Below are 17,633 nucleotides of genomic sequence, written 5' to 3' on the forward strand. Positions count from 1 at the left end.
ATCCTCTTTCGTCCCGGAGCGGGACGCGCCACCGTGAACGCTTAGCGAACGTCCAGAGTCGGCGCAAGCCGCCGCCCCCCGGGGCGACCGCCGTTATCCACCGCGCTTCGCCTCGCGCTCCCCCGTGTCCAGCGCCGCCGCGATGAAGGCGGAGCGGGTCTCGGGCGCCGCCAGGCCGCGCGGCTCGTAGACGTGGCGGGCCAGGAAGTGGCCCGTGAGGGCGAAGCCGGCGGCGAGCTCCTCGCGCCGGGGCAGCGCCCTGCCCTGCCCTTCGCGCAGGAAAGCGGGAAGGGCCAGCAGCTTGTCGCGCCAGGGCCCGGCGGCGTCCTCGCTGACGGCCCGGCCCGATTTCGGCGACACATAGGTGAGGTCGTCGCGGCCGCCCGTCACGGCGCATTGCAGAAGGTCGAGCCCGAAGCCGAGCTCCGTCAGGATCGCGAGCTCGAAGCGGATGACGAGCGCAGCGGCCAGCGCCGGGTCGTCCAGCGCGCCGATCACGACGCCGAGCGCCTCGTAGACGGCCGGATGCGGGTCCCGCTCGGGCAAGAGCCGCACCAGGGCGCCTAGCACCGAGAGGCCGTAGAGCGCGGCCGGCGAGCCCATCAGCTGGGCGGCCCGCATGGTCGCGCCCTCGATCTGGTACGAGCCCAGATGCTCGTCGAGGCGCGCCCGCCACACCGCCTGGACGGCGTTCCCGGCCTGCAGCACGGGCGCCATGCGGGACGACCGCGCGCCCCTCACGAGGCCCGAATGGCGTCCGTGCTCGCGCGTCATCAGCTCGACGAGGGCGCTGCCCTCCCCGTGCCGGCGCACGCCCAGTACGATGCCCTCGTCACGCCACTCCAAGGCCGGCGGGCCTCCCTGATGGTCTGCTCAGCCTCCGCGCGGGAACTCCAGGCCCATCTCGCGGTAGCGGGCCGGGTCGTCGGCCCAGTTCTCCCGCACCTTGACGAAGAGGAAGAGGTGCACCTTCGTCTCGGCCGCCTCCGCAATCTCCTTGCGGGACATCTCGCCGATGGCCTTGATGGTCTGCCCGCCCTTGCCCAGCACGATCTTGCGCTGGCTCTCGCGCGCCACGTAGATCGTCTGCTCCACCCGGGCCGACCCGTCCTTCATCACCGTCCACTGGTCGGTCTCGACGGTGGACTGGTAGGGCAGCTCGTCATGGAGGCGCTCGAACATCTTCTCGCGGGTGATCTCCGCCGCCAGGATGCGCAGCGGCGCGTCCGAGACCTGGTCCTCGGGGTAGAGCCAGGGCCCCTCGGCCATCATGCCGGCCAGCACATGGCGCACCTTGTCGACCCCGTCGCCGTTCAGGGCGGAGATCATGAAGGTCTCGCGGAAGGGGTGGCGGGCGTTGAGGTCCTGCGCCAGGGCCAAGAGCCGGGTCCGGTCGACGGTGTCGATCTTGTTCAGGATCAACACCTTGGGCCGCTTCAGCTCACCCAGTTTCTCCAGGATCGACTCGACCTCCTCGTCGACGCCCTTGCGGGCGTCCACCAGCAGGGCGACCACGTCGGCGTCGCCCGCGCCGCCCCAGGCGGAGGTCACCATGGCGCGGTCGAGCCGGCGCTTCGGGGCGAAGATGCCGGGCGTGTCGACCACGATGATCTGCGACGCGCCTTCCAGGGCGATGCCCCGGACGAGCGCGCGCGTGGTCTGCACCTTGCGCGACACGATCGACACCTTCGCGCCCACGAGGGCGTTGATCAGCGTCGACTTGCCGGCGTTCGGCGCGCCGATCAGGGCCACGAAGCCGCACCGGCTGCCTTCGCGCTCCGTCTCGGAGGCGGGCTCCCGCGCCTCGGTCGTGGCGGGTTCATCGGTCATCGTTCAATCCTTCAGCACGCCTTCGCGGCGCAGAAACGCTTCGGCGGCGGCCTGCTCGGCCAGCCTCTTGGACCGCCCCTCCCCGTCGCAGGGCTCGAAGCCCTCGACGACGGCGGCGATCCGGAACATCGGCGCGTGGTCCGGCCCGGACCGGACGCGCTCCTCATAGACCGGCACCGGACGCGCGAGGCCCAGCGCCCATTCCTGCAGCATCGACTTGGGATCGCGGGTCGCCCGGCCGGGCTCGCTCATCTTGGGCCCGAACGCGCGCTCCACGAGAGCCTGCGCCGCCTGAAAGCCGCCGTCCAGATAAACCGCAGCGATCACCGCCTCGCAGACATCGCCCAGGATGGCTTCCTTCTTGCGCAGGCCCGACTGGCTTTCCCCAATGCCGAGACGAATGAAGGGCCCGACGTCCCACTGCATGGCGACTTCGGCGCAGGTCTCCTTGCGGACCAGATGGCCGAGCCGGCGCGAGAGTTCGCCCTCGCTGGCCTTCGGGAAGGCGCGGTAGAGCATCTCGGCCACCGCCAGGCCGAGCACGCGGTCGCCCAGGAACTCCAGCCGCTGGTAGTGCGGCCCGTTCGCCGGCGTGCCGGGGAGCGCGCTGATATGGGTGAGCGCCCGGTCGATGAGCGCGCGGTCGTTGAAGACGTGGCCGATGGAGCGTTCCAGGACGGCGAGGTCTGGCTTGGGTCGACGGGCCATGGACCCTCAGTGCACGGGCTTGAACAGGCGGTTCCAGCGCACCGTCCAGGGCCACTCCCACACCTTCCAGGCCGCGCCCTCCTCGTTGACCGAGAAGAAGATGATCTCGGCGCGCCCGACGAAGTTCTCGAACGGCACGTAGCCGACGCCCTGGGAGGTCATGTCGCGGCTGTCGAGCGAGTTGTCGCGGTTGTCGCCCATCATGAAGAAATGGCCGGCCGGCACCTGGTAGACCGGCGTGTTGCGGCCGAGCTTGTTGCCGTAGATGTCCAGTTCCTGGATGACGTAGCTGATCCCGTTCGGCAGCGTCTCGCGGTAGAAGGTGGCCCGGTCGCGGTAGCCGGCGCCGGCGGAGACGTCCTGCTTGCCGACGGCCTCCTTCTTGATGGCCTGGCCGTTGATGGTGAGGACGCCGTCGACCATCTGGATGCGGTCGCCCGGCAGGCCGATGACGCGCTTGATGTAGTCGGTCGAATTGTCCCGCGGCAGCTTGAACACCGCGATGTCGCCGCGCTGGGGCTCGGCCGCCCAGATGCGCCCGTTGAAGAGCGGCGGGCTGAACGGGAACGAATATTTGGAATAGCCGTAGCTGTATTTCGACACGAACAGGTAGTCGCCGATCAGCAGGGTCGGGATGAGCGACCCGGACGGGATGTTGAACGGCTGGAACAGGAAGGTGCGCACCACCAGGGCGATCAGGAGGGCCTGGACGACGACCTTGATCGTCTCGAGGACGCCGCCCTCATCGGCCGCTTTCGTCGTCTTCGCCACGCGGGTCGGCTCCGTCATCATGCGTCCTCATCGCGCCCCGATCGCACGTCCCGGGACAGACCCCGCGAGACCGTCGTGCTGACGATGGCCGGTCCGGCGGCCTGCCGCACCCGGGACGCCCGGCGCCGGTATAGACCTCGCCTTGGCCCAAGGCAACGCGGCTGGGCGCTGCGGTTTCGGGGACCCCGCGGCGGTCCCGGTCGGCGGGCCGCGCTCAGGCGCCCGCCGGCCCCAGCGGCCGCGCCTCGATGATCACGAAGGCCTGGGCGAGCGGATGCTCGTCGGTGAGCGTCACATGGATGACGGCCTCGTGGCCGGGAGGCGTCAGCGCCTTCAGGCGCTCCGCCGCGCCGCCCGTGAGCGCCATGGTGGGGGCGCCGGAGCGCAGGTTCACCACGCCCATGTCGCGCATGAACACTCCCTGATGGAAGCCCGTGCCGAGCGCCTTGGAGCAGGCCTCCTTGGCGGCGAAGCGCTTGGCGTAGGTCCCGGCGCGGTCGGCGCGGCGTTCGGCCTTGGCCTGCTCGACGGGGGTGAAGCAGCGCGCGATGAAGCGCTCCTTGTAGCGCTCCAGCGTCTGCTCGATCCGCCGGATGTCGCACAGATCCGAGCCGATGCCGATGATCATGCCCGCGTCGCCCGCTCCCGGCCGGCCGTCATGGCGGCGCGCATGCGCGCGATCGCGGCGTCGAGGCCGACGAACACCGCCTCTCCGATCAGGAAATGGCCGATGTTGAACTCCACGAAGTCCGGCACGGAGGCCAGCCGCTCGGCCGTGTCGAAATCGAGGCCGTGCCCTGCGTGCATCTCCAGGCCGAGCGACGCGCCCAGCGCCGCGCCGCGCGCCAGCCGCTGGAACTCGGCTTCGGCCCGGTCGGACTCGCCATGCTCGACGGCGTCGCACCACGAGCCGGCGTGCAGCTCGACGACCGGCGCCCCAAGCTGGACGGCCATGCGGATGGCGGCTTCGTCCGCTTCGATGAACAGGCTGACCCGGCTCCCCGCCTCGCCGAGGCGCCGCACGATCGGCGCGAGCTCGTTATGGCCCTTCACCACGTCGAGCCCGCCCTCGGTGGTGCGCTCGGTCCGCTTCTCGGGCACGAGGCACACGGCGTGCGGCTTCACGGCCAGCGCGATGGCGACCATCTCGTCGGTCGCCGCCATCTCGAAATTCAGCGGCTTGGAGATCTCGGCCCGCAGGCGCCGGATGTCCTCGTCGCGGATGTGCCGGCGGTCCTCGCGCAGATGCGCCGTGATCCCGTCCGCCCCGGCCGCGATGGCCTGCAGGGCGGCCCGCACCGGATCGGGCCGGGCGCCGCCGCGCGCGTTGCGCAGGGTGGCGACGTGGTCGATGTTGACGCCGAGGCGAAGCGGAGGCAGCGGCATGGCTCAGGCCTTCAGTCCGCGGCTGCCGGGCTTGGTCGCCGGGATGGCGGCCAGTTCGGGCGGCAGCGCGTCGGGAGAATAGGTGGGAATGTCGAGCTGGGCGAGGCTGACGAGGTCGACCCCGATCGAGGCCGCGCCGCCGGACCGGTCGATCAGGCACGCCGCGCCGACCAGCGTCCCGGGATGCTCGCGGATGGCCCCGATGCACTCGCGGGAGGAGAGCCCCGTGGTGATGATGTCCTCCACCATCAGGACGCGCGCGCCCTCCGGGATCTCGAAGCCGCGCCGCAGCCGGAACCGGCCGTCCTCGCGCTCCACGAAGATGGCCTTGGCCCCGAGATGGCGAGCCGTCTCGTAGCCCGGAACGATGCCGCCGACCGCGGGCGAGACCACGACGTCGATGTGGCCGAAGGCCGCCTGCGCCTTCTCGGCCAGCGCCTTGCACAGGCGCTCGGTGCGCACCGGATCCTGGAAGATGAACATCTTCTGCAGGAACACCGGGCTGCGCAGGCCCGAAGACAGGATGAAATGCCCTTCGAGCAGCGCGCCGGCGTCTCGGAACTCGGCCAGAACCTCGTCTTTGGTCATCATGCGCCACCCCCTCAGCGTCCCTGCCATCGCAGAAGGCGCGGCCCCTTGCAAGAGCCCCGGCGGCGAGGGCCGTCGCGGCGAAGAACGCCCGGCCGGGCCCGCCTTCAGCCGTTGACGCGCTGGACGTCGCTGACGACGGGCTTGGCCCTCAGCTGGTTCATGATGGCGTTGAGGTGCTTGAGGTTCCAGACCTCCAGGTCGATGACGACGTCGCGGAAGTCGGACGTGCTCTTGCCGGTCACCGAGATGGAATCGATGTTGCCGTCATTGTCGCCGATGATCTGGGCGATCTGCGCCAAGGTCCCCGGCTCGTTGATGGCCGTGATGGCGATCTGCGCCGGGAAGCGCTGCGGCTCGGTCTCGTCGATGTCCCAGCGCACGTCCAGCCAGCGGTCCGGCTGGTCGTCGAAGGCCGTCAGGGCCGGCGACTGGATCGGATAGATGGTGATGCCGTCGCCCGGGGTCAGGATGCCGACGATGCGGTCGCCCGGCACCGCGCCGCCATTGGGCGCGAAGCGGACGGGCAGGTCCCCGTTGAGGCCGCGGATCGGGATGGAGCGCCGGGCGTCGGCGGCGTTGCCCGCCCCCGGCACCTTGAAGACGAGGCCCTCGGCCTTCTTGATGCCGAACCAGCCGCCCTCGGTGCGGTCGGCCTCGGGACCCGCCGCGCGCTCCTCCTTGTAGTCGGGGTGCACGGCCTTGACGACGTCGCCAGAGAAGATCTCGCCCCGTCCCACGGCGGCCAGCACGTCCTCCAGCGAGGTGCGGGCCAGGCGCGGCAGCGCCGCCTTCAGCTTCTCCTCGGAGAAGGGCTTCTTGCCCCGCTCGAAGGCGCGCTCGACGATCTGCCGGCCGAGCCCGGCGTATTGCTTGCGGACGGCGGCCCGGGTGGCGCGCCGGATGGCGGCCCGCGCCTTGCCGGTCACCACGATGGCCTCCCAGGCGGCCGGCGGCGTCTGGCCCGGAGCCCGGGCGATCTCCACCTCGTCGCCGTTATGGAGCTCGGACAGCAGCGGGACGATGCGCCCGTTGACCTTGCAGCCCACCGCCGTGTTGCCGACGTCGGTGTGGACCGCATAGGCGAAGTCGATCGGCGTCGCCCCGCGCGGCAGCGCGATGAGGCGGCCCTTCGGCGTGAAGCAGAACACCTGGTCGTGGAAGAGCTCGAGCTTGGTGTGCTCCAGGAACTCCTCGGGGCTGTCGCCTTCCGCGAGCGTCTCCACCGTGCGGCGCAGCCACTCATAGGCGCGGCTCTCGCGCGCCAGGGCCGACCGGTCGGCGGCCCGGTTGTCCTTGTAGAGCGCATGGGCGGCGATGCCGAACTCGGCGATCCGGTCCATCTGCTCGGTGCGGATCTGCAGTTCGACGCGCTGGCGGCCCGGGCCGACCACGGTGGTGTGGAGGGAGCGGTAGTCGTTCTGCTTGGGGGTGGAGATGTAGTCCTTGAACCGCCCCGGCACGCCCGGCCAGGTGGTGTGGACGATGCCCAGCACCGCGTAGCAGGAGGGCACGTCGGCGGCCATGATGCGGAAGCCGAAGATGTCGGAGAGCTGCTCGAACGACACCGACTTGCGCTCCATCTTCTTCCAGATGGAGTAGGCGCGCTTGCGCCGGCCCTTGACGCTGGCCTTGAGCCCATGGGCGCAGAGCTTGGCCGTGAGCTCGCGCTCGATCTCCTCGATCACCCCGCCGCTCTTGTTGGAAATCTCGTCCAGCCGCGCCTGGATCATGCCGTGCGCCTCGGGCGAGAAATGCCGGAAGGCGAGGTCCTCGAGCTCCTCGCGCATCTCCTGCATGCCCATGCGGCCGGCCAGCGGGGCGTAGATGTCGAGCGTCTCCTCGGCGATGCGGGTGCGCTTCTCCGGCGGTACGAAATGCAGCGTGCGCATGTTGTGGAGGCGGTCCGCGAGCTTGACCAGCAGGACTCGCACGTCGTCGGCGATCGCCAGCAGCAGCTTGCGGAAGTTCTCCGCCTGCGCGGCCTTCTTGGAGACGAGGTCGAGCTTCTTGATCTTGGTGAGGCCGTCGACCAGCGCGCCGATCTCGTGGCCGAAGAGATGGTCGATCTCCTCGCGCGTCGCCTCGGTGTCCTCGATGGTGTCGTGCAGCACCGCCGCCACGATGGTGGCGTCGTCGAGCCGCAGCTTGGTGAGGATCGCGGCGACCTCGAGCGGATGCGACATGTAGGGATCGCCGGAGGCGCGCTTCTGCGTCCCATGCGCCTTCATGGCGTACACATAGGCTCGGTTCAGCAACGCCTCGTCGGCGTTCGGATTGTAGCTCTTGACCCGCTCGACCAGCTCGTATTGCCGCATCATGGGCGGCGCACCTCGCGCATCCTCGACGCTTCACGCCCGGCCGAATCCGCGATCCGGCGCGACGCGCGGCGTCCCACGCGCCTAGTATCGGGGCCCGCAGCGGCCTCCGCAACACGTCACCGGCCTAAGCATCTGAAAACGTGACACAAGGCCGCTATGCGCCCAGCCGACGCCGGGGACCGGGGGGCGCGGCCGCGCCGCGGACGCGAAAAAGCCCGGCGCGAGGGCCGGGCTTTGCGATCATGGGATCGAAAATGGGCGAGTCACTCGCCTTCGTCGTCGGTCTCGGCCGGGGGCACGAGGCCCTCGAGGCCGCGCAGCAGGTCTTCCTCGGTCATGCGGTCGAACTCGACGGCCGCATCCTCGCCGCCGCCGCCGGCGTCCGCGGACGCGCCGATCATCGGCACCGACTCGGGCTCCGGCTCGTCCACGTCCACATGCTTCTGCAGCGAGTGGATGAGGTCCTCCTGGAGGTCCTCGGGAGAGATGGTGGTGTCGGCGATCTCGCGCAGCGCCACGACGGGGTTCTTGTCCCGGTCGCGGTCCACCGTCAGGGGCGAGCCGGACGAGATCATGCGGGCCCGGTGGCTGGCGAGCAGGACGAGTTCGAATCGGTTATCGACCTTGTCGATGCAGTCTTCGACGGTGACGCGAGCCATGAACGCTCCGTGGGGCCTGAAGGTGGGCCAAAGGTGAAACAGCGCTTGAAGCGGAGCGTCGGCTGATACACTCTTGCGGCGGCTCGCGCAAGCGACGCCCGTCGCGGGATCCTGCGTCAATCATCCATGTCCGGCAAATCCCCCCCGTTTGCCATATCTATAGATCGTTCCGGTTGCGGCTTGACTTGCTGATCCCGCCCATCTCTAAAATGCGCAACTAATGGTTGAACAGCCATAGGCTTACGCATTTTTTGCGCTTTTCGATGATCCTGACGGCGACCTTGCAGGCGCCGCGGAGAAAGTGACATCGAGGCCGCGCGCGATTTGGGTGTCGACAGCCGATGGCCGCCGGATTTTTGGGAAACATCATGCAGACTGAGCGCACAGCACTTTTTATCGATGGCGCCAATCTCTACGCGACCGCCAAGGCGCTGGGTTTTGACATCGACTACAAGCGGCTGCTGAAGGAATTCCAGACCCGTGGGTATCTGGTCCGCGCCTTCTATTACACCGCCCTGATCGAAGATCAGGAATACTCCTCCATCCGGCCGCTGATCGACTGGCTCGACTACAACGGCTACCGGGTGGTCACGAAGCCGACCAAGGAGTTCGTGGACTCGACCGGGCGCCGCAAGGTCAAGGGCAACATGGACATCGAGCTCGCGATCGACGCGCTTGAGCTCGCGCCTCACATCAACCACATGGTGCTGTTCTCCGGCGATGGCGACTTCAGGTCGCTCGTCGAGGCGATGCAGCGCCGGGGCGTGCGCGTGTCGGTGGTCTCGACGATCACCTCGCAGCCCCCGATGGTGGCCGACGAACTGCGCCGGCAGGCCGACGAGTTCATCGACATCGTCACCCTGATCCCCAAGATCGGACGCGACCCTTCCGAGCGCGCCGAGCGCCCGGCCCGGACCTTCGAGCGTCGCCCGCATCGCGATCCGGGCGCCATCGACGATCCGAGCCAGGACGTGTAATCAGGCCGGATGGCCTCTACGCTTTCAGCCCCCGGCCCTCGCGGAGCCGGGGGTTCTTCGTTTCACCGGCACGATCCCGACCGGGACTGCCCGATCTGTCCGCGGCTCGTCGCCTTCAGGCAGGCCGCCAGGGCCCGCGAGCCCGGCTGGTGGAACGGGCCCGTCCCGTCCTTCGGCGATCCGAACGCGCGGCTGCTGGTCGTCGGGCTCGCGCCGGGGCTGCGCGGGGCCAACCGCACCGGCCGCCCCTTCACGGGCGACTTCGCCGGGGACCTCCTCTACGGGACCCTGCTCGCCTTCGGCTTCGCCGAGGGAGCCTACCGGGCGAGCCCGGACGACGGCCTCAGGCTCGTGGACTGCTGCCTCACCAATGCGGTGCGCTGCGTGCCTCCCGAAAACAAGCCTGTCGGCGCCGAGATCGCCGCCTGCCGGCCCTTCCTGACCGGGACGCTCGACGCGCTGCCCCGCCTGCGCGCCGTGGTGGCGCTCGGCCGGATCGCCCACGAATCGACGCTGCGCGCGCTGGCCCGCCGCCAGGACGACCACCGCTTCGCCCACAACGCGCGGCACGAGATGGGCGGCGGCGTCGCGCTCTTCGACAGCTACCACTGCTCCCGCTACAACACCTCCACCCGGCGCCTCACGCCGGAGATGTTCCGCGACGTCTTCGCGGGCGTCCGGGCTTTCCTGGACCAGGAAGGCTGACCTTCAGGGCCGCGCCTTCAGCCAGTCGACCACGTCCTGCGCGCTGCGGTCGGGCGGGAACACCGGATAGAACACATGGGCCACCCGCCCATTGTCGATCATGAGCGTGAAGCGCTTGAGGAGACGCATGCCGCCGGCCTCGAAGGTCGGCAGGCGGATGGCGTCGGTCAGCGCGAAGGCATGGTCGGACAGGATGGCGAAGGGCAGGTGCAGCCGCTCGGCCATCTCGCTCTGGTAGTCGGTCGTCTGCGTGGAGAGGCCGAACACATGGTCGACGCCGAGCCCGCGCAGCTCCGCGAAGTGATCCCGGAAGGAGCAGGACTGGGGCGTGCAGCCGCGTGCGCCCGGGATGGCGTCCCACCCGTCCGGCGAGGGCTTGCCCGGCTCGCCGGTGCGCGGATAGGCGTAGACCACCGTCAGGCCGTTCAGGCCGCCCAGCGAGACGGCGCCGCCGGACGTGCTCGGCAACGGGATCTGCGGAAGCTGCATGGCGCGCAGGTGATCGGTCGCCCCGTCGTTCACCGGAACCGGCAGATCGGCGGGCAGCGCGTCGTGGGAGGGCGTCTGCGCCGCGGCGGCGGCGGCGTCGCCCGGTTGCGATGAGCTCATGATTCTCTCCCGCCTGTCCTGCGTTTCACCCCTTGCGGGGCGTCCTGGAGTCCGACGCGGCCGCGGGCGGCGCGGGCCGGACGGCGCTGAAGCTCCCGAAGACCATGTCGGGCGCGCTCGTATTGTGCCGCGACGGCGTCAGCCGCCCCGCCCAGACCTCGGTGGCGTCCGCGCCCTTCCAGTCCATGATCGCGCTCTCGCCCCAGGCGGCGGCGCCGGGCGCGCGCCACGCCGTCCGCGCCACGTCGCAGTTGAAGCTTGTCGCATACATCGAGCGCAACGCGGCGAACGGCGCGCCGCCGGGCATCGGCCCGTCGAAGCCGATGTCGAGGATCTGGCGATCGACGTCGATCGTGTCCAGCCGCAGCGTGGCGGACCCGCCCTGCGCGAAAGAGAGCGTGAAGCTGCGCGTCGCCGGATCGAAGGCGATCTCGCGCAGCGCCACGATCGGCCGTTCCTGAACCTCCACCGGACCGACCAGGAAGGAGCTGCCATAGGCGCTCCAGCGCAGATGGGCCGGCGGCAGCGGCCGGGCGCGCCAATAGCCGTCGGGCGGGTAGACGACGAGGATCTCCTCCGCGCGCTCCTGGTGCAGCATCCAGAGCTGCACGACGTGCAGCCCGCGCTCGACCCGGTCGCCGACGCGGAACTGCGTCGCGGCCGGGCGCCAGAAGGACGGATAGGCGTAGCCGGTCAGCCAGAACTCCGTGCTCTCCCAGAAAGTCACGCGGCGCGCCTGCGCGGCGAAGGACGGGTCGGAGGACATGTCGCAGCTGGTGAAGTCGGGGGCCCAGCGGTCGGCCGTCAGCGCGCCGATATAGGCCGGGTGGACGGCCTGGATCCGCATGCCGCGGACCTGCGGCGAGGCGAAGCGCAGGTCGACATTGTCCTTCTCGGCGCAGAGCACGGGCTCGCTGAGATTGCTCACCCGCACCGCGAGCTCGTCGGCGGCGCCGGTGGCCGGGAAGGCTCCGCGCGGCAGCAGGCCGGCGGCGAGCCCGGCCATGCCGCCCGCCAGGCAGGAACGGCGGGTGATCAGCCCCATGCGCGAAACGCCTCCCCCGTGTGCGGCCCCGGGCCGGAGCGACACGCCCGGCTCATCCGTTCAGGACCGCATAGACGTCGCCCGAATTGGCCTCCTCTGGCAAGCCGTCGATGAAGGCCGCCATCTCCGGGCCGGTCACGTCGGCGGCCAGCGCCAGCGTCTGGGTCTCGCCCAGCGCCACGTTGAAGCGGTAGCCGCCGAGCGCCGACAGCCGGTCCAGGGCGCGACGCGCCACGTCGCGCTGGATGGTGGTGAACTCGAAGGACAGCGCCCGAAGCGGCCGGACCGCGCCGCGCAGCACCTCGTCCTCGAAACCCTCCACGTCGATCTTGACGAAGGCCGGCTCCCCGAACCGCGCCCTCAGCCCGTCCAGCGTCACCATCGGGACCGTCACGGAGGCGTCCCACACCTGGCCGTCCCAGCCCGGCGCGCCCGCCGCGGACCGGACGAAGTCGGCCGAGGCGGTGGTGACGGTCGGGTTGCGGCTGTTGACCTGCAGCGTCAGCGAGCCCTCGGCGGCGCCGGCGGCGGCGCGCAGGATCGTCACCTCCCGGTCGAGGCCGTGCAGCAGGCCGATGACGGCGGCCGGTCCGCGCTGCGGCTCGAGCGCGACCACCCGCGCGCCGAGGCGCCGGAAGCTGGAGACGCGGTCGCCCACATGGGCGCCGATGTCGAAGACGAGGTCGCCCGGGCGGACGAAGCGCGCATAGAGCGCGTCCATGGCGCGGTGATGGGCCCGGTCGAGATGATAGACCCGGACGGAACGCCACAGCCCGGCCCAGGCGCCGAACAGGCTCACGCCGCCTCGCGGGCGGGCTCGGCGGCGGCCACGGCCTCGAGCGCGCGGATCTCGGGCGGCGGCGCGATGTCCTCCGGGATGGACCCGACGCCCCGGGCGGCCAGCCACGCGCCGAAGCGCGGATCGGCGGTGAGCACCGCGAACGGGATGGCGAGCGGGAAGCCCGCCAGCAGCGGCAGGCCGAACAGCAGCGCCAGCGGCGCGTGCAGCGCCAGCATGACGATCACGGCCGAGCCGAACAGCGTCTGCGGCCACAGCCCGCGGACCGCGGAGCCCCAGGACAGCCGGTGCGCGTCGCGCTCCTGGCTGTTCCAGCCCACCGACTTGCCGAACAGGAGCCCGACCATGAACAGGCTCACCCGCAGGGTCGTCACGGCGCCGAGCAGGAAGGAGAAGACGAGCTCCGCGCCGACGCCCTGCAAGAAGCGGCCGGCGCCGCCATAGCGCGCAGCCGCGCCGGGCGTCAGCAGCACGTCGGCGCAGCCCGCCAGCTTGGGCGCCAGATACATGCCCAGGAAGGCCAGATAGACCGCGACGGCGGTCCCCGCCGGGTAGCCTGCGGCGAGGTCCGCCGTCTCCAGCGGCTTCACCGCCGCGAGCGCGAACATCAGCGTGAAGGCCGGAACGCCAAGGAACATCAGCATCGCCCAGGCGAGCTGGAAGCGGCTCATGACATGCAGCCCCGGCAGGCCGATCAGCCGGCCATACTGCATGTTGCCCTGGCACCAGCGCAGGTCGCGGCGGGTGAATTCCAGCACGGTGGGCGGATTCTCCTCCCAGCTGCCGCCTTCCACCGGGATGACGCGGACCTCGTAGCCGGCGCGGCGCATGAGCGCCGCCTCGACCTGGTCATGCGACAGGATGGCCCCGCCCAGGGGCGGGCCGCCGGGCAGCGTCGGGAGATCGCAATGGTCGATGAAGGGAGCGATGCGCACCAGCGCGTTGTGGCCCCAGAAGGGTCCGCAATCCCCGGCCCACCAGGCGGAGCCCATCGTGTAGGGCCGCATGCCCTGGCGCATGCCGAACTGGAACAGCCGGGCGAAGCCGCTGCGCGCCGGCAGCCCGACGACGAGGCTCTGCAGGATCCCCAGCCGCGAATAGGCCTGCATGATGCGCGCGAGCTTCACGATGCTCTCGCCCGACATCAGGCTGTCGGCGTCCAGCGGCAGCATGAAATCGAAGTCGCCGCCCCAGCGACGACAGAAGTCGCGCAGGTTGCCGGCCTTGTAGCCCTCGTTCGTCTCCCGGCGGCGGTAGTGCAGGCGGTGCGGCGTGTCGGACTGCGCCCGCCAGGCGGAAAAGTTCCGCTCCTCGGCGGCGGCCACGTCCGGCCGGTCGGTGTCGCTGAGCACGAAATAGGAGAACTGGGCGCCCTCCCCGGTCGCGTCGAGGCTGGCCTTCACGATGGCGAGCCGGCGGAAGGCGCGGGCCGGATCCTCGTTGCGCAGCGTCATCAGCACGGCCGTGGTCGCCCGCAAGGGCTCGTCCGCCTCGCCCACATAGGCGAAGGGCGACGTCTCGGCGAGGCCGTCGCGCCGGCCATGCAGCAGCCACAGGCCGATCACGGCGTTCCAGAATCCCAGCACGCTCCACGGCGCGGCCATGACGAAGCACAGCATCATCAGGACGTCCACGACCGTCCAGCCGCCCGCGCCGAGGACGCTCGCCAGCGCCAGGCCGAGCGCCCCGAAGGTGGCGAGGTTGAGAACGGCGACGATCTGGCGGCGCGCCGCCAGATCGCGGGTTGACTGCGAGCCCGTGGGAGTGGTCGATGACATGCGGTCCGTGAGGTGAGCGCGGCGGGATCGCCGAGCATCGCGCCCGGACGCAGTGGGAAGGAATGTCCGGCAGATGACGTCAAAGCCCGTCCGTCGACAAGGGGGTACGTCTGGTGACTTTTGACGCAGAGCCGTCAAAAGCTCGCGAGCCGCTTGCGACGGCGCTGTGGTGCGTCGCCCCCGGCCGGGCGGAACTGCGCACATCGCCGCTGTCCTCGCCGCAGGACCCCGCCGCGCTGGCGACGGTGCGGACCGTCTGGTCGGGCGTCAGCCGCGGCACCGAGCGGCTGGTCGCCGCCGGCAAGGTGCCGGTGGGCGAGCATGGCAGGATGCGCGCGCCCCTGCAGGAGGGCGAGTTCCCGTTCCCGGTGAAATACGGCTATTGCGCGGTGGGCGTGGTCGAGGACGGCCCGGAGGATCTCCTGGGCCGCGAGGTCTTCGCGCTGCATCCCCACCAGGACCGGTTCGTCGCGCCCGTCTCGATGCTGGCAGCCCTGCCCGACGGCGTCCCGGCGCGCCGGGCCATCCTGGCCGCCAACATGGAGACGGCGCTGAACGCGCTGTGGGATTCGGGCGCCGGGCCGGCCGACCGGATCGTCGTCGTCGGCGGCGGCCTCGTGGGCCTGCTGGTCGCCGCGCTGGCCGCGCGGCTGCCCGGCGCCGAGGTCACCGTCGTCGACGTCGAACCGGCCCGCGCCGAGGCGGCGCGGCTGCTCGGCGCCGGCTTCTCGCTCCCGCCGGACGCCCCCCGGGACGCCGACGTGGCGTTCCATGTCAGCGCCTCCCCCGCCGGCCTCGCGACCGCGCTCGCCTGCGCCGGGACCGAGGCCTCCGTCGTCGAGATGAGCTGGTACGGCGAAGGCGACGTGCCGGCGCCGCTCGGCGGGGCCTTCCACAGCCGCCGGCTGAAGCTTGTCTCCTCCCAGGTGGGCGCCGTGTCGCCGTCGCGGCGGCCGCGCTGGACCCACGCCCGCCGGCTCGCGGCGGCGCTCGGCCTCTTGCGGGACGAACGGCTTGACGCCCTGATCACCGAAGAGGTCGCTTTCGCCGATCTGCCCGCCGCGCTCGCGCGTATCCTGGCCCCGGGCGCGCCCGGCCTCGCCACCGCCATCCGCTACTGACCGGAGAAGTCCCGCATGTACGCCGTCGAGGTCCGTGATCACATCATGATCGCGCACAGCTTTCAGGGCGAGCTGTTCGGCCCCGCCCAGCGCCTCCACGGCGCGACCTTCGTCGTCGACGTCGCCTTCTTCCGCGAAAGCCTGACGCCGGAGAACGTCGTCGTCGACATCGGCCGAGCGCATGACGCGCTGAAGGCCGTGCTGGGTCCGCTCAACTACCGCAACCTCGACGAGGTCCCCGAGTTCGCCGGCCAGCAGACCACGACGGAGTTCCTGTCCCGCCACATCTTCGACCGCATGGCGCAGGCCTGCCGGGCGGGCGACCTCGGACCCGGATCGGACGGCATCGTCAAGATCCGCGTCCAGCTGCACGAATCCCATGTGGCGCGGGCCTGGTTCGAGGGGCCGGTCGCCCGTGCCTGAGGTCGTCTTCGCCATCCCGGGAGACATCCAGGCGCCGACCGGCGGCTACGCCTATGACCGTCGCATCCTGGAGCTGCTGCCCGGCGAGGGCGTGGACGTGCGCCATCTGGCGCTGCCCGGCTCCTTTCCGTGGGCGTCGGTGGCGGACCTCGCCGAGACGCAGGGCCTGCTGCAGGGCACGCCGGAGGACGCCGTGTTGCTGATCGACGGCCTCGCCTACGGGTCGATGACCGAGCTGGTGCTCAACAGCGTGTTCCGCCCCATCGTGGCGCTCGTCCACCATCCGCTGGCCATGGAGGCGGGCATGCCCGAGCGGCGCCGCCGCGCGCTTTTCAGCAGCGAACGCGCCGCCCTCGCCCGGGCGGCCGGCGTGATCGCCACGAGCCGGGCCACCGGCCGGCTCCTGGTCGAGGAGTACGGCGTCGCGCCCGCGGCGCTGACCATCGCCGAGCCGGGCGCCGACCCGGCGCCGCGCTCGACCGGCTCGGGATCGGCGACGCCCGTGCTGCTCAGCGTCGGCGCCGCGTCGCCCCGCAAGGCCTATGGCGTGCTGGTCGAGGCGCTCGCCGGCCTGCGGGACCGCCCCTGGAAGGCCCGCATCGTCGGCGCCCTGGACCGCGACCCTGAGGAAGCGGCGCGGGTGACGTCGCTGATCCAGAACGCAGGCCTGGCGGACCGCGTCGCGCTGGAAGGCGCGGCGACCGCCGCCGAGCTGGACGCCGCCTTCGCGGAGGCGGACCTCTTCGTCCATCCCGCCCTGTATGAGGGCTACGGCATGGCGCTCGCCGAAGCCCTCGCGCGCGGCCTGCCGATCGTGTCCACGACCGGCGGAGCGGCGGCCGACACGGTTCCGGACGGGGCGGGCCTCAAGGTCGCGCCCGGCGACGTCGCCGCCCTGCGCGGGGCCCTCGCGGCCCTGCTGGACGACCCCGCCCGCCGCAGCGGCTGCGCCGACGCCTCCTGGGCGGCCGGCCAGTCCCTGCCGCGCTGGCGGGACGCCGCCGCCGCGGTCGCGGGCGCGCTGCGCCGCGCCGCGCTCACGCACGCCGGGAGACGCGCCTCATGAGCGGCTTCAGCCCGTCCTGGCTCGCCTTGCGCGAGCCGGCCGACCACGACGCCCGCGACCCGGAGCTCGAGGACCTCGTCGCGGGCCGCCTCGGCGAGCGCGACAACGCCATGGTGCTGGACCTCGGCTGCGGCTCGGGGTCGAACCTGCGGGCGCTCGCGCCGGCGCTGCCCGACCACCAGTTCTGGCGCCTCGTCGACCACGACGCCGCGCTGCTGGAAGCGGCCCGCGACCGGCTGGAGAGCTGGGCCGACGCCTCCGAGCGCAAGTCCGGCGGCGATCTGCACCTGCAGAAGGGCGAGAAGCACATCCGGGTCGCCTTCGAGCAGGCCGACCTGAGGTCCGGCGTCGCCGCGCTGCTGTCGCCGACCCCGGACCTCGTCACCGCCGCCGCGCTATTCGACCTCGTCTCGGCGTCCTGGATGGACGGCTTCGCCCGCGATCTGGCCGCCTGCGGCGCGCCGCTCTACGCCGTGCTGACCTATGACGGACGGGAGATCTGGCGCCCTGAGCACCCTCTGGACGAGCGGATCCTGGCCGCCTTCCATCGGCACCAGGGGCGCGACAAGGGATTCGGGCCGGCCGCCGGCCCGGGTTCCGTCGCGGCCCTCGCGGCCGCGTTCGGGCGGGTCGGCTACGCCGTCGCGACGGCCGACAGCGCCTGGGTGCTGGGTCCGCAGCAGTCCGAGCTGATCCGCGAGCTCGCGGCCGGGATCGCCCAGGCGGCGGTCGAGACGGGCGACGTGACGCCCGGGGAGGCGCAGGGCTGGGCGCAGGCGCGGGCGGGCGCGAGCCGCGTGCTCGTCGGGCACGAGGACCTCTTCGCCACGCCCCCGCGCTGACGCGC

The 17,633-nt window shown here is 71.3% G+C and carries 19 protein-coding genes; 6 read left to right on the forward strand and 13 right to left on the reverse strand.

Features of this window, described 5'->3' with window-relative positions; translation table 11 throughout:
- Positions 1-93: 93 nt before the first annotated feature.
- From recO to rpoZ, 9 genes are all read right to left on the reverse strand, one after another.
- Positions 94-846 (reverse strand): DNA repair protein RecO, encoded by a 753-nt coding sequence (recO, locus tag ACYVO7_RS12680; RefSeq protein WP_460450182.1) that lies wholly within the window; start codon positions 844-846, stop codon positions 94-96.
- A gap of 27 nt (positions 847-873) precedes the next feature.
- A complete protein-coding gene (gene era / locus ACYVO7_RS12685) occupies positions 874-1,830 on the reverse strand; it encodes a GTPase Era (RefSeq protein WP_460450183.1) in 957 nt (318 codons plus the stop codon).
- 3 nt (positions 1,831-1,833) lie between these two features.
- Positions 1,834-2,538, reverse strand: coding sequence for a ribonuclease III (gene rnc, locus ACYVO7_RS12690; RefSeq protein WP_460450184.1), 705 nt, complete (start codon positions 2,536-2,538; stop codon positions 1,834-1,836).
- 6 nt (positions 2,539-2,544) lie between these two features.
- The gene (lepB, locus tag ACYVO7_RS12695; RefSeq protein ID WP_460450297.1) at positions 2,545-3,327 is read right to left on the reverse strand and encodes a signal peptidase I; all 783 of its coding nucleotides are present in this window, start codon (positions 3,325-3,327) and stop codon (positions 2,545-2,547) included.
- 196 nt (positions 3,328-3,523) lie between these two features.
- Positions 3,524-3,937, reverse strand: coding sequence for a holo-ACP synthase (gene acpS, locus ACYVO7_RS12700; RefSeq protein WP_460450185.1), 414 nt, complete (start codon positions 3,935-3,937; stop codon positions 3,524-3,526).
- Positions 3,934-4,695 (reverse strand): pyridoxine 5'-phosphate synthase, encoded by a 762-nt coding sequence (locus ACYVO7_RS12705; RefSeq protein WP_460450186.1) that lies wholly within the window; start codon positions 4,693-4,695, stop codon positions 3,934-3,936. Before ACYVO7_RS12705 ends, acpS begins: the two co-directional genes overlap by 4 nt.
- A gap of 3 nt (positions 4,696-4,698) precedes the next feature.
- Entirely contained in the window at positions 4,699-5,283 is a 585-nt protein-coding gene (pyrE, locus tag ACYVO7_RS12710; RefSeq protein ID WP_460450298.1) for an orotate phosphoribosyltransferase, read from the reverse strand.
- 107 nt (positions 5,284-5,390) lie between these two features.
- The gene (locus ACYVO7_RS12715; RefSeq protein WP_460450187.1) at positions 5,391-7,604 is read right to left on the reverse strand and encodes a RelA/SpoT family protein; all 2,214 of its coding nucleotides are present in this window, start codon (positions 7,602-7,604) and stop codon (positions 5,391-5,393) included.
- Between the two features lie 263 nt (positions 7,605-7,867).
- The gene (gene rpoZ, locus ACYVO7_RS12720; protein WP_406853686.1) at positions 7,868-8,263 is read right to left on the reverse strand and encodes a DNA-directed RNA polymerase subunit omega; all 396 of its coding nucleotides are present in this window, start codon (positions 8,261-8,263) and stop codon (positions 7,868-7,870) included.
- A 368-nt stretch (positions 8,264-8,631) separates the two neighbouring features.
- Between rpoZ and ACYVO7_RS12725 the strand changes: the two genes are divergently transcribed.
- Both ACYVO7_RS12725 and ACYVO7_RS12730 read left to right on the forward strand, forming a co-directional pair.
- Positions 8,632-9,240, forward strand: a complete 609-nt coding sequence (locus tag ACYVO7_RS12725; RefSeq protein ID WP_460450188.1) for a LabA-like NYN domain-containing protein — start codon at positions 8,632-8,634, stop codon at positions 9,238-9,240.
- Between the two features lie 9 nt (positions 9,241-9,249).
- Positions 9,250-9,945 carry a uracil-DNA glycosylase gene (locus tag ACYVO7_RS12730; protein WP_460450189.1) on the forward strand — a complete coding sequence of 232 codons (696 nt, stop codon included), beginning with the start codon at positions 9,250-9,252 and terminating at the stop codon, positions 9,943-9,945.
- Positions 9,946-9,948: 3 nt separating this feature from the next.
- On the opposite strand, the gene ACYVO7_RS12735 is transcribed toward ACYVO7_RS12730, so the two are convergent.
- The 4 genes from ACYVO7_RS12735 to mdoH are packed head-to-tail and all read right to left on the reverse strand — an operon-like array spanning position 9,949 to position 14,380.
- Positions 9,949-10,554: a peroxiredoxin gene (locus ACYVO7_RS12735; RefSeq protein ID WP_460450190.1), complete on the reverse strand. Its 606-nt coding sequence runs from the start codon at positions 10,552-10,554 to the stop codon at positions 9,949-9,951.
- Between the two features lie 25 nt (positions 10,555-10,579).
- Positions 10,580-11,599 carry a hypothetical protein gene (locus ACYVO7_RS12740; RefSeq protein WP_460450191.1) on the reverse strand — a complete coding sequence of 340 codons (1,020 nt, stop codon included), beginning with the start codon at positions 11,597-11,599 and terminating at the stop codon, positions 10,580-10,582.
- A gap of 52 nt (positions 11,600-11,651) precedes the next feature.
- Complete coding sequence (locus tag ACYVO7_RS12745) at positions 11,652-12,398, reverse strand: FkbM family methyltransferase (protein ID WP_460450192.1); 747 nt, start codon at positions 12,396-12,398, stop codon at positions 11,652-11,654.
- Positions 12,395-14,380 carry a glucans biosynthesis glucosyltransferase MdoH gene (mdoH, locus tag ACYVO7_RS12750; RefSeq protein WP_460450193.1) on the reverse strand — a complete coding sequence of 662 codons (1,986 nt, stop codon included), beginning with the start codon at positions 14,378-14,380 and terminating at the stop codon, positions 12,395-12,397. The genes ACYVO7_RS12745 and mdoH overlap by 4 nt, the downstream gene beginning before the upstream one ends.
- Between mdoH and ACYVO7_RS12755 the strand changes: the two genes are divergently transcribed.
- The 4 genes from ACYVO7_RS12755 to ACYVO7_RS12770 are packed head-to-tail and all read left to right on the forward strand — an operon-like array spanning position 14,290 to position 17,628.
- Positions 14,290-15,297, forward strand: a complete 1,008-nt coding sequence (locus tag ACYVO7_RS12755; protein WP_460450194.1) for a zinc-dependent alcohol dehydrogenase — start codon at positions 14,290-14,292, stop codon at positions 15,295-15,297. The two genes, mdoH and ACYVO7_RS12755, sit on opposite strands and share 91 nt — an antisense overlap.
- A gap of 15 nt (positions 15,298-15,312) precedes the next feature.
- Positions 15,313-15,720: a 6-pyruvoyl trahydropterin synthase family protein gene (locus ACYVO7_RS12760; protein ID WP_460450195.1), complete on the forward strand. Its 408-nt coding sequence runs from the start codon at positions 15,313-15,315 to the stop codon at positions 15,718-15,720.
- On the forward strand, positions 15,713-16,786 hold the full coding sequence (locus ACYVO7_RS12765; protein WP_460450196.1) for a glycosyltransferase family 4 protein: 1,074 nt from the start codon (positions 15,713-15,715) through the stop codon (positions 16,784-16,786). Before ACYVO7_RS12760 ends, ACYVO7_RS12765 begins: the two co-directional genes overlap by 8 nt.
- On the forward strand, positions 16,783-17,628 hold the full coding sequence (locus tag ACYVO7_RS12770) for a class I SAM-dependent methyltransferase (protein WP_460450197.1): 846 nt from the start codon (positions 16,783-16,785) through the stop codon (positions 17,626-17,628). The genes ACYVO7_RS12765 and ACYVO7_RS12770 overlap by 4 nt, the downstream gene beginning before the upstream one ends.
- Positions 17,629-17,633 lie beyond the last annotated feature (5 nt).

This window comes from Alsobacter sp. SYSU BS001988, from assembly GCF_054796215.1.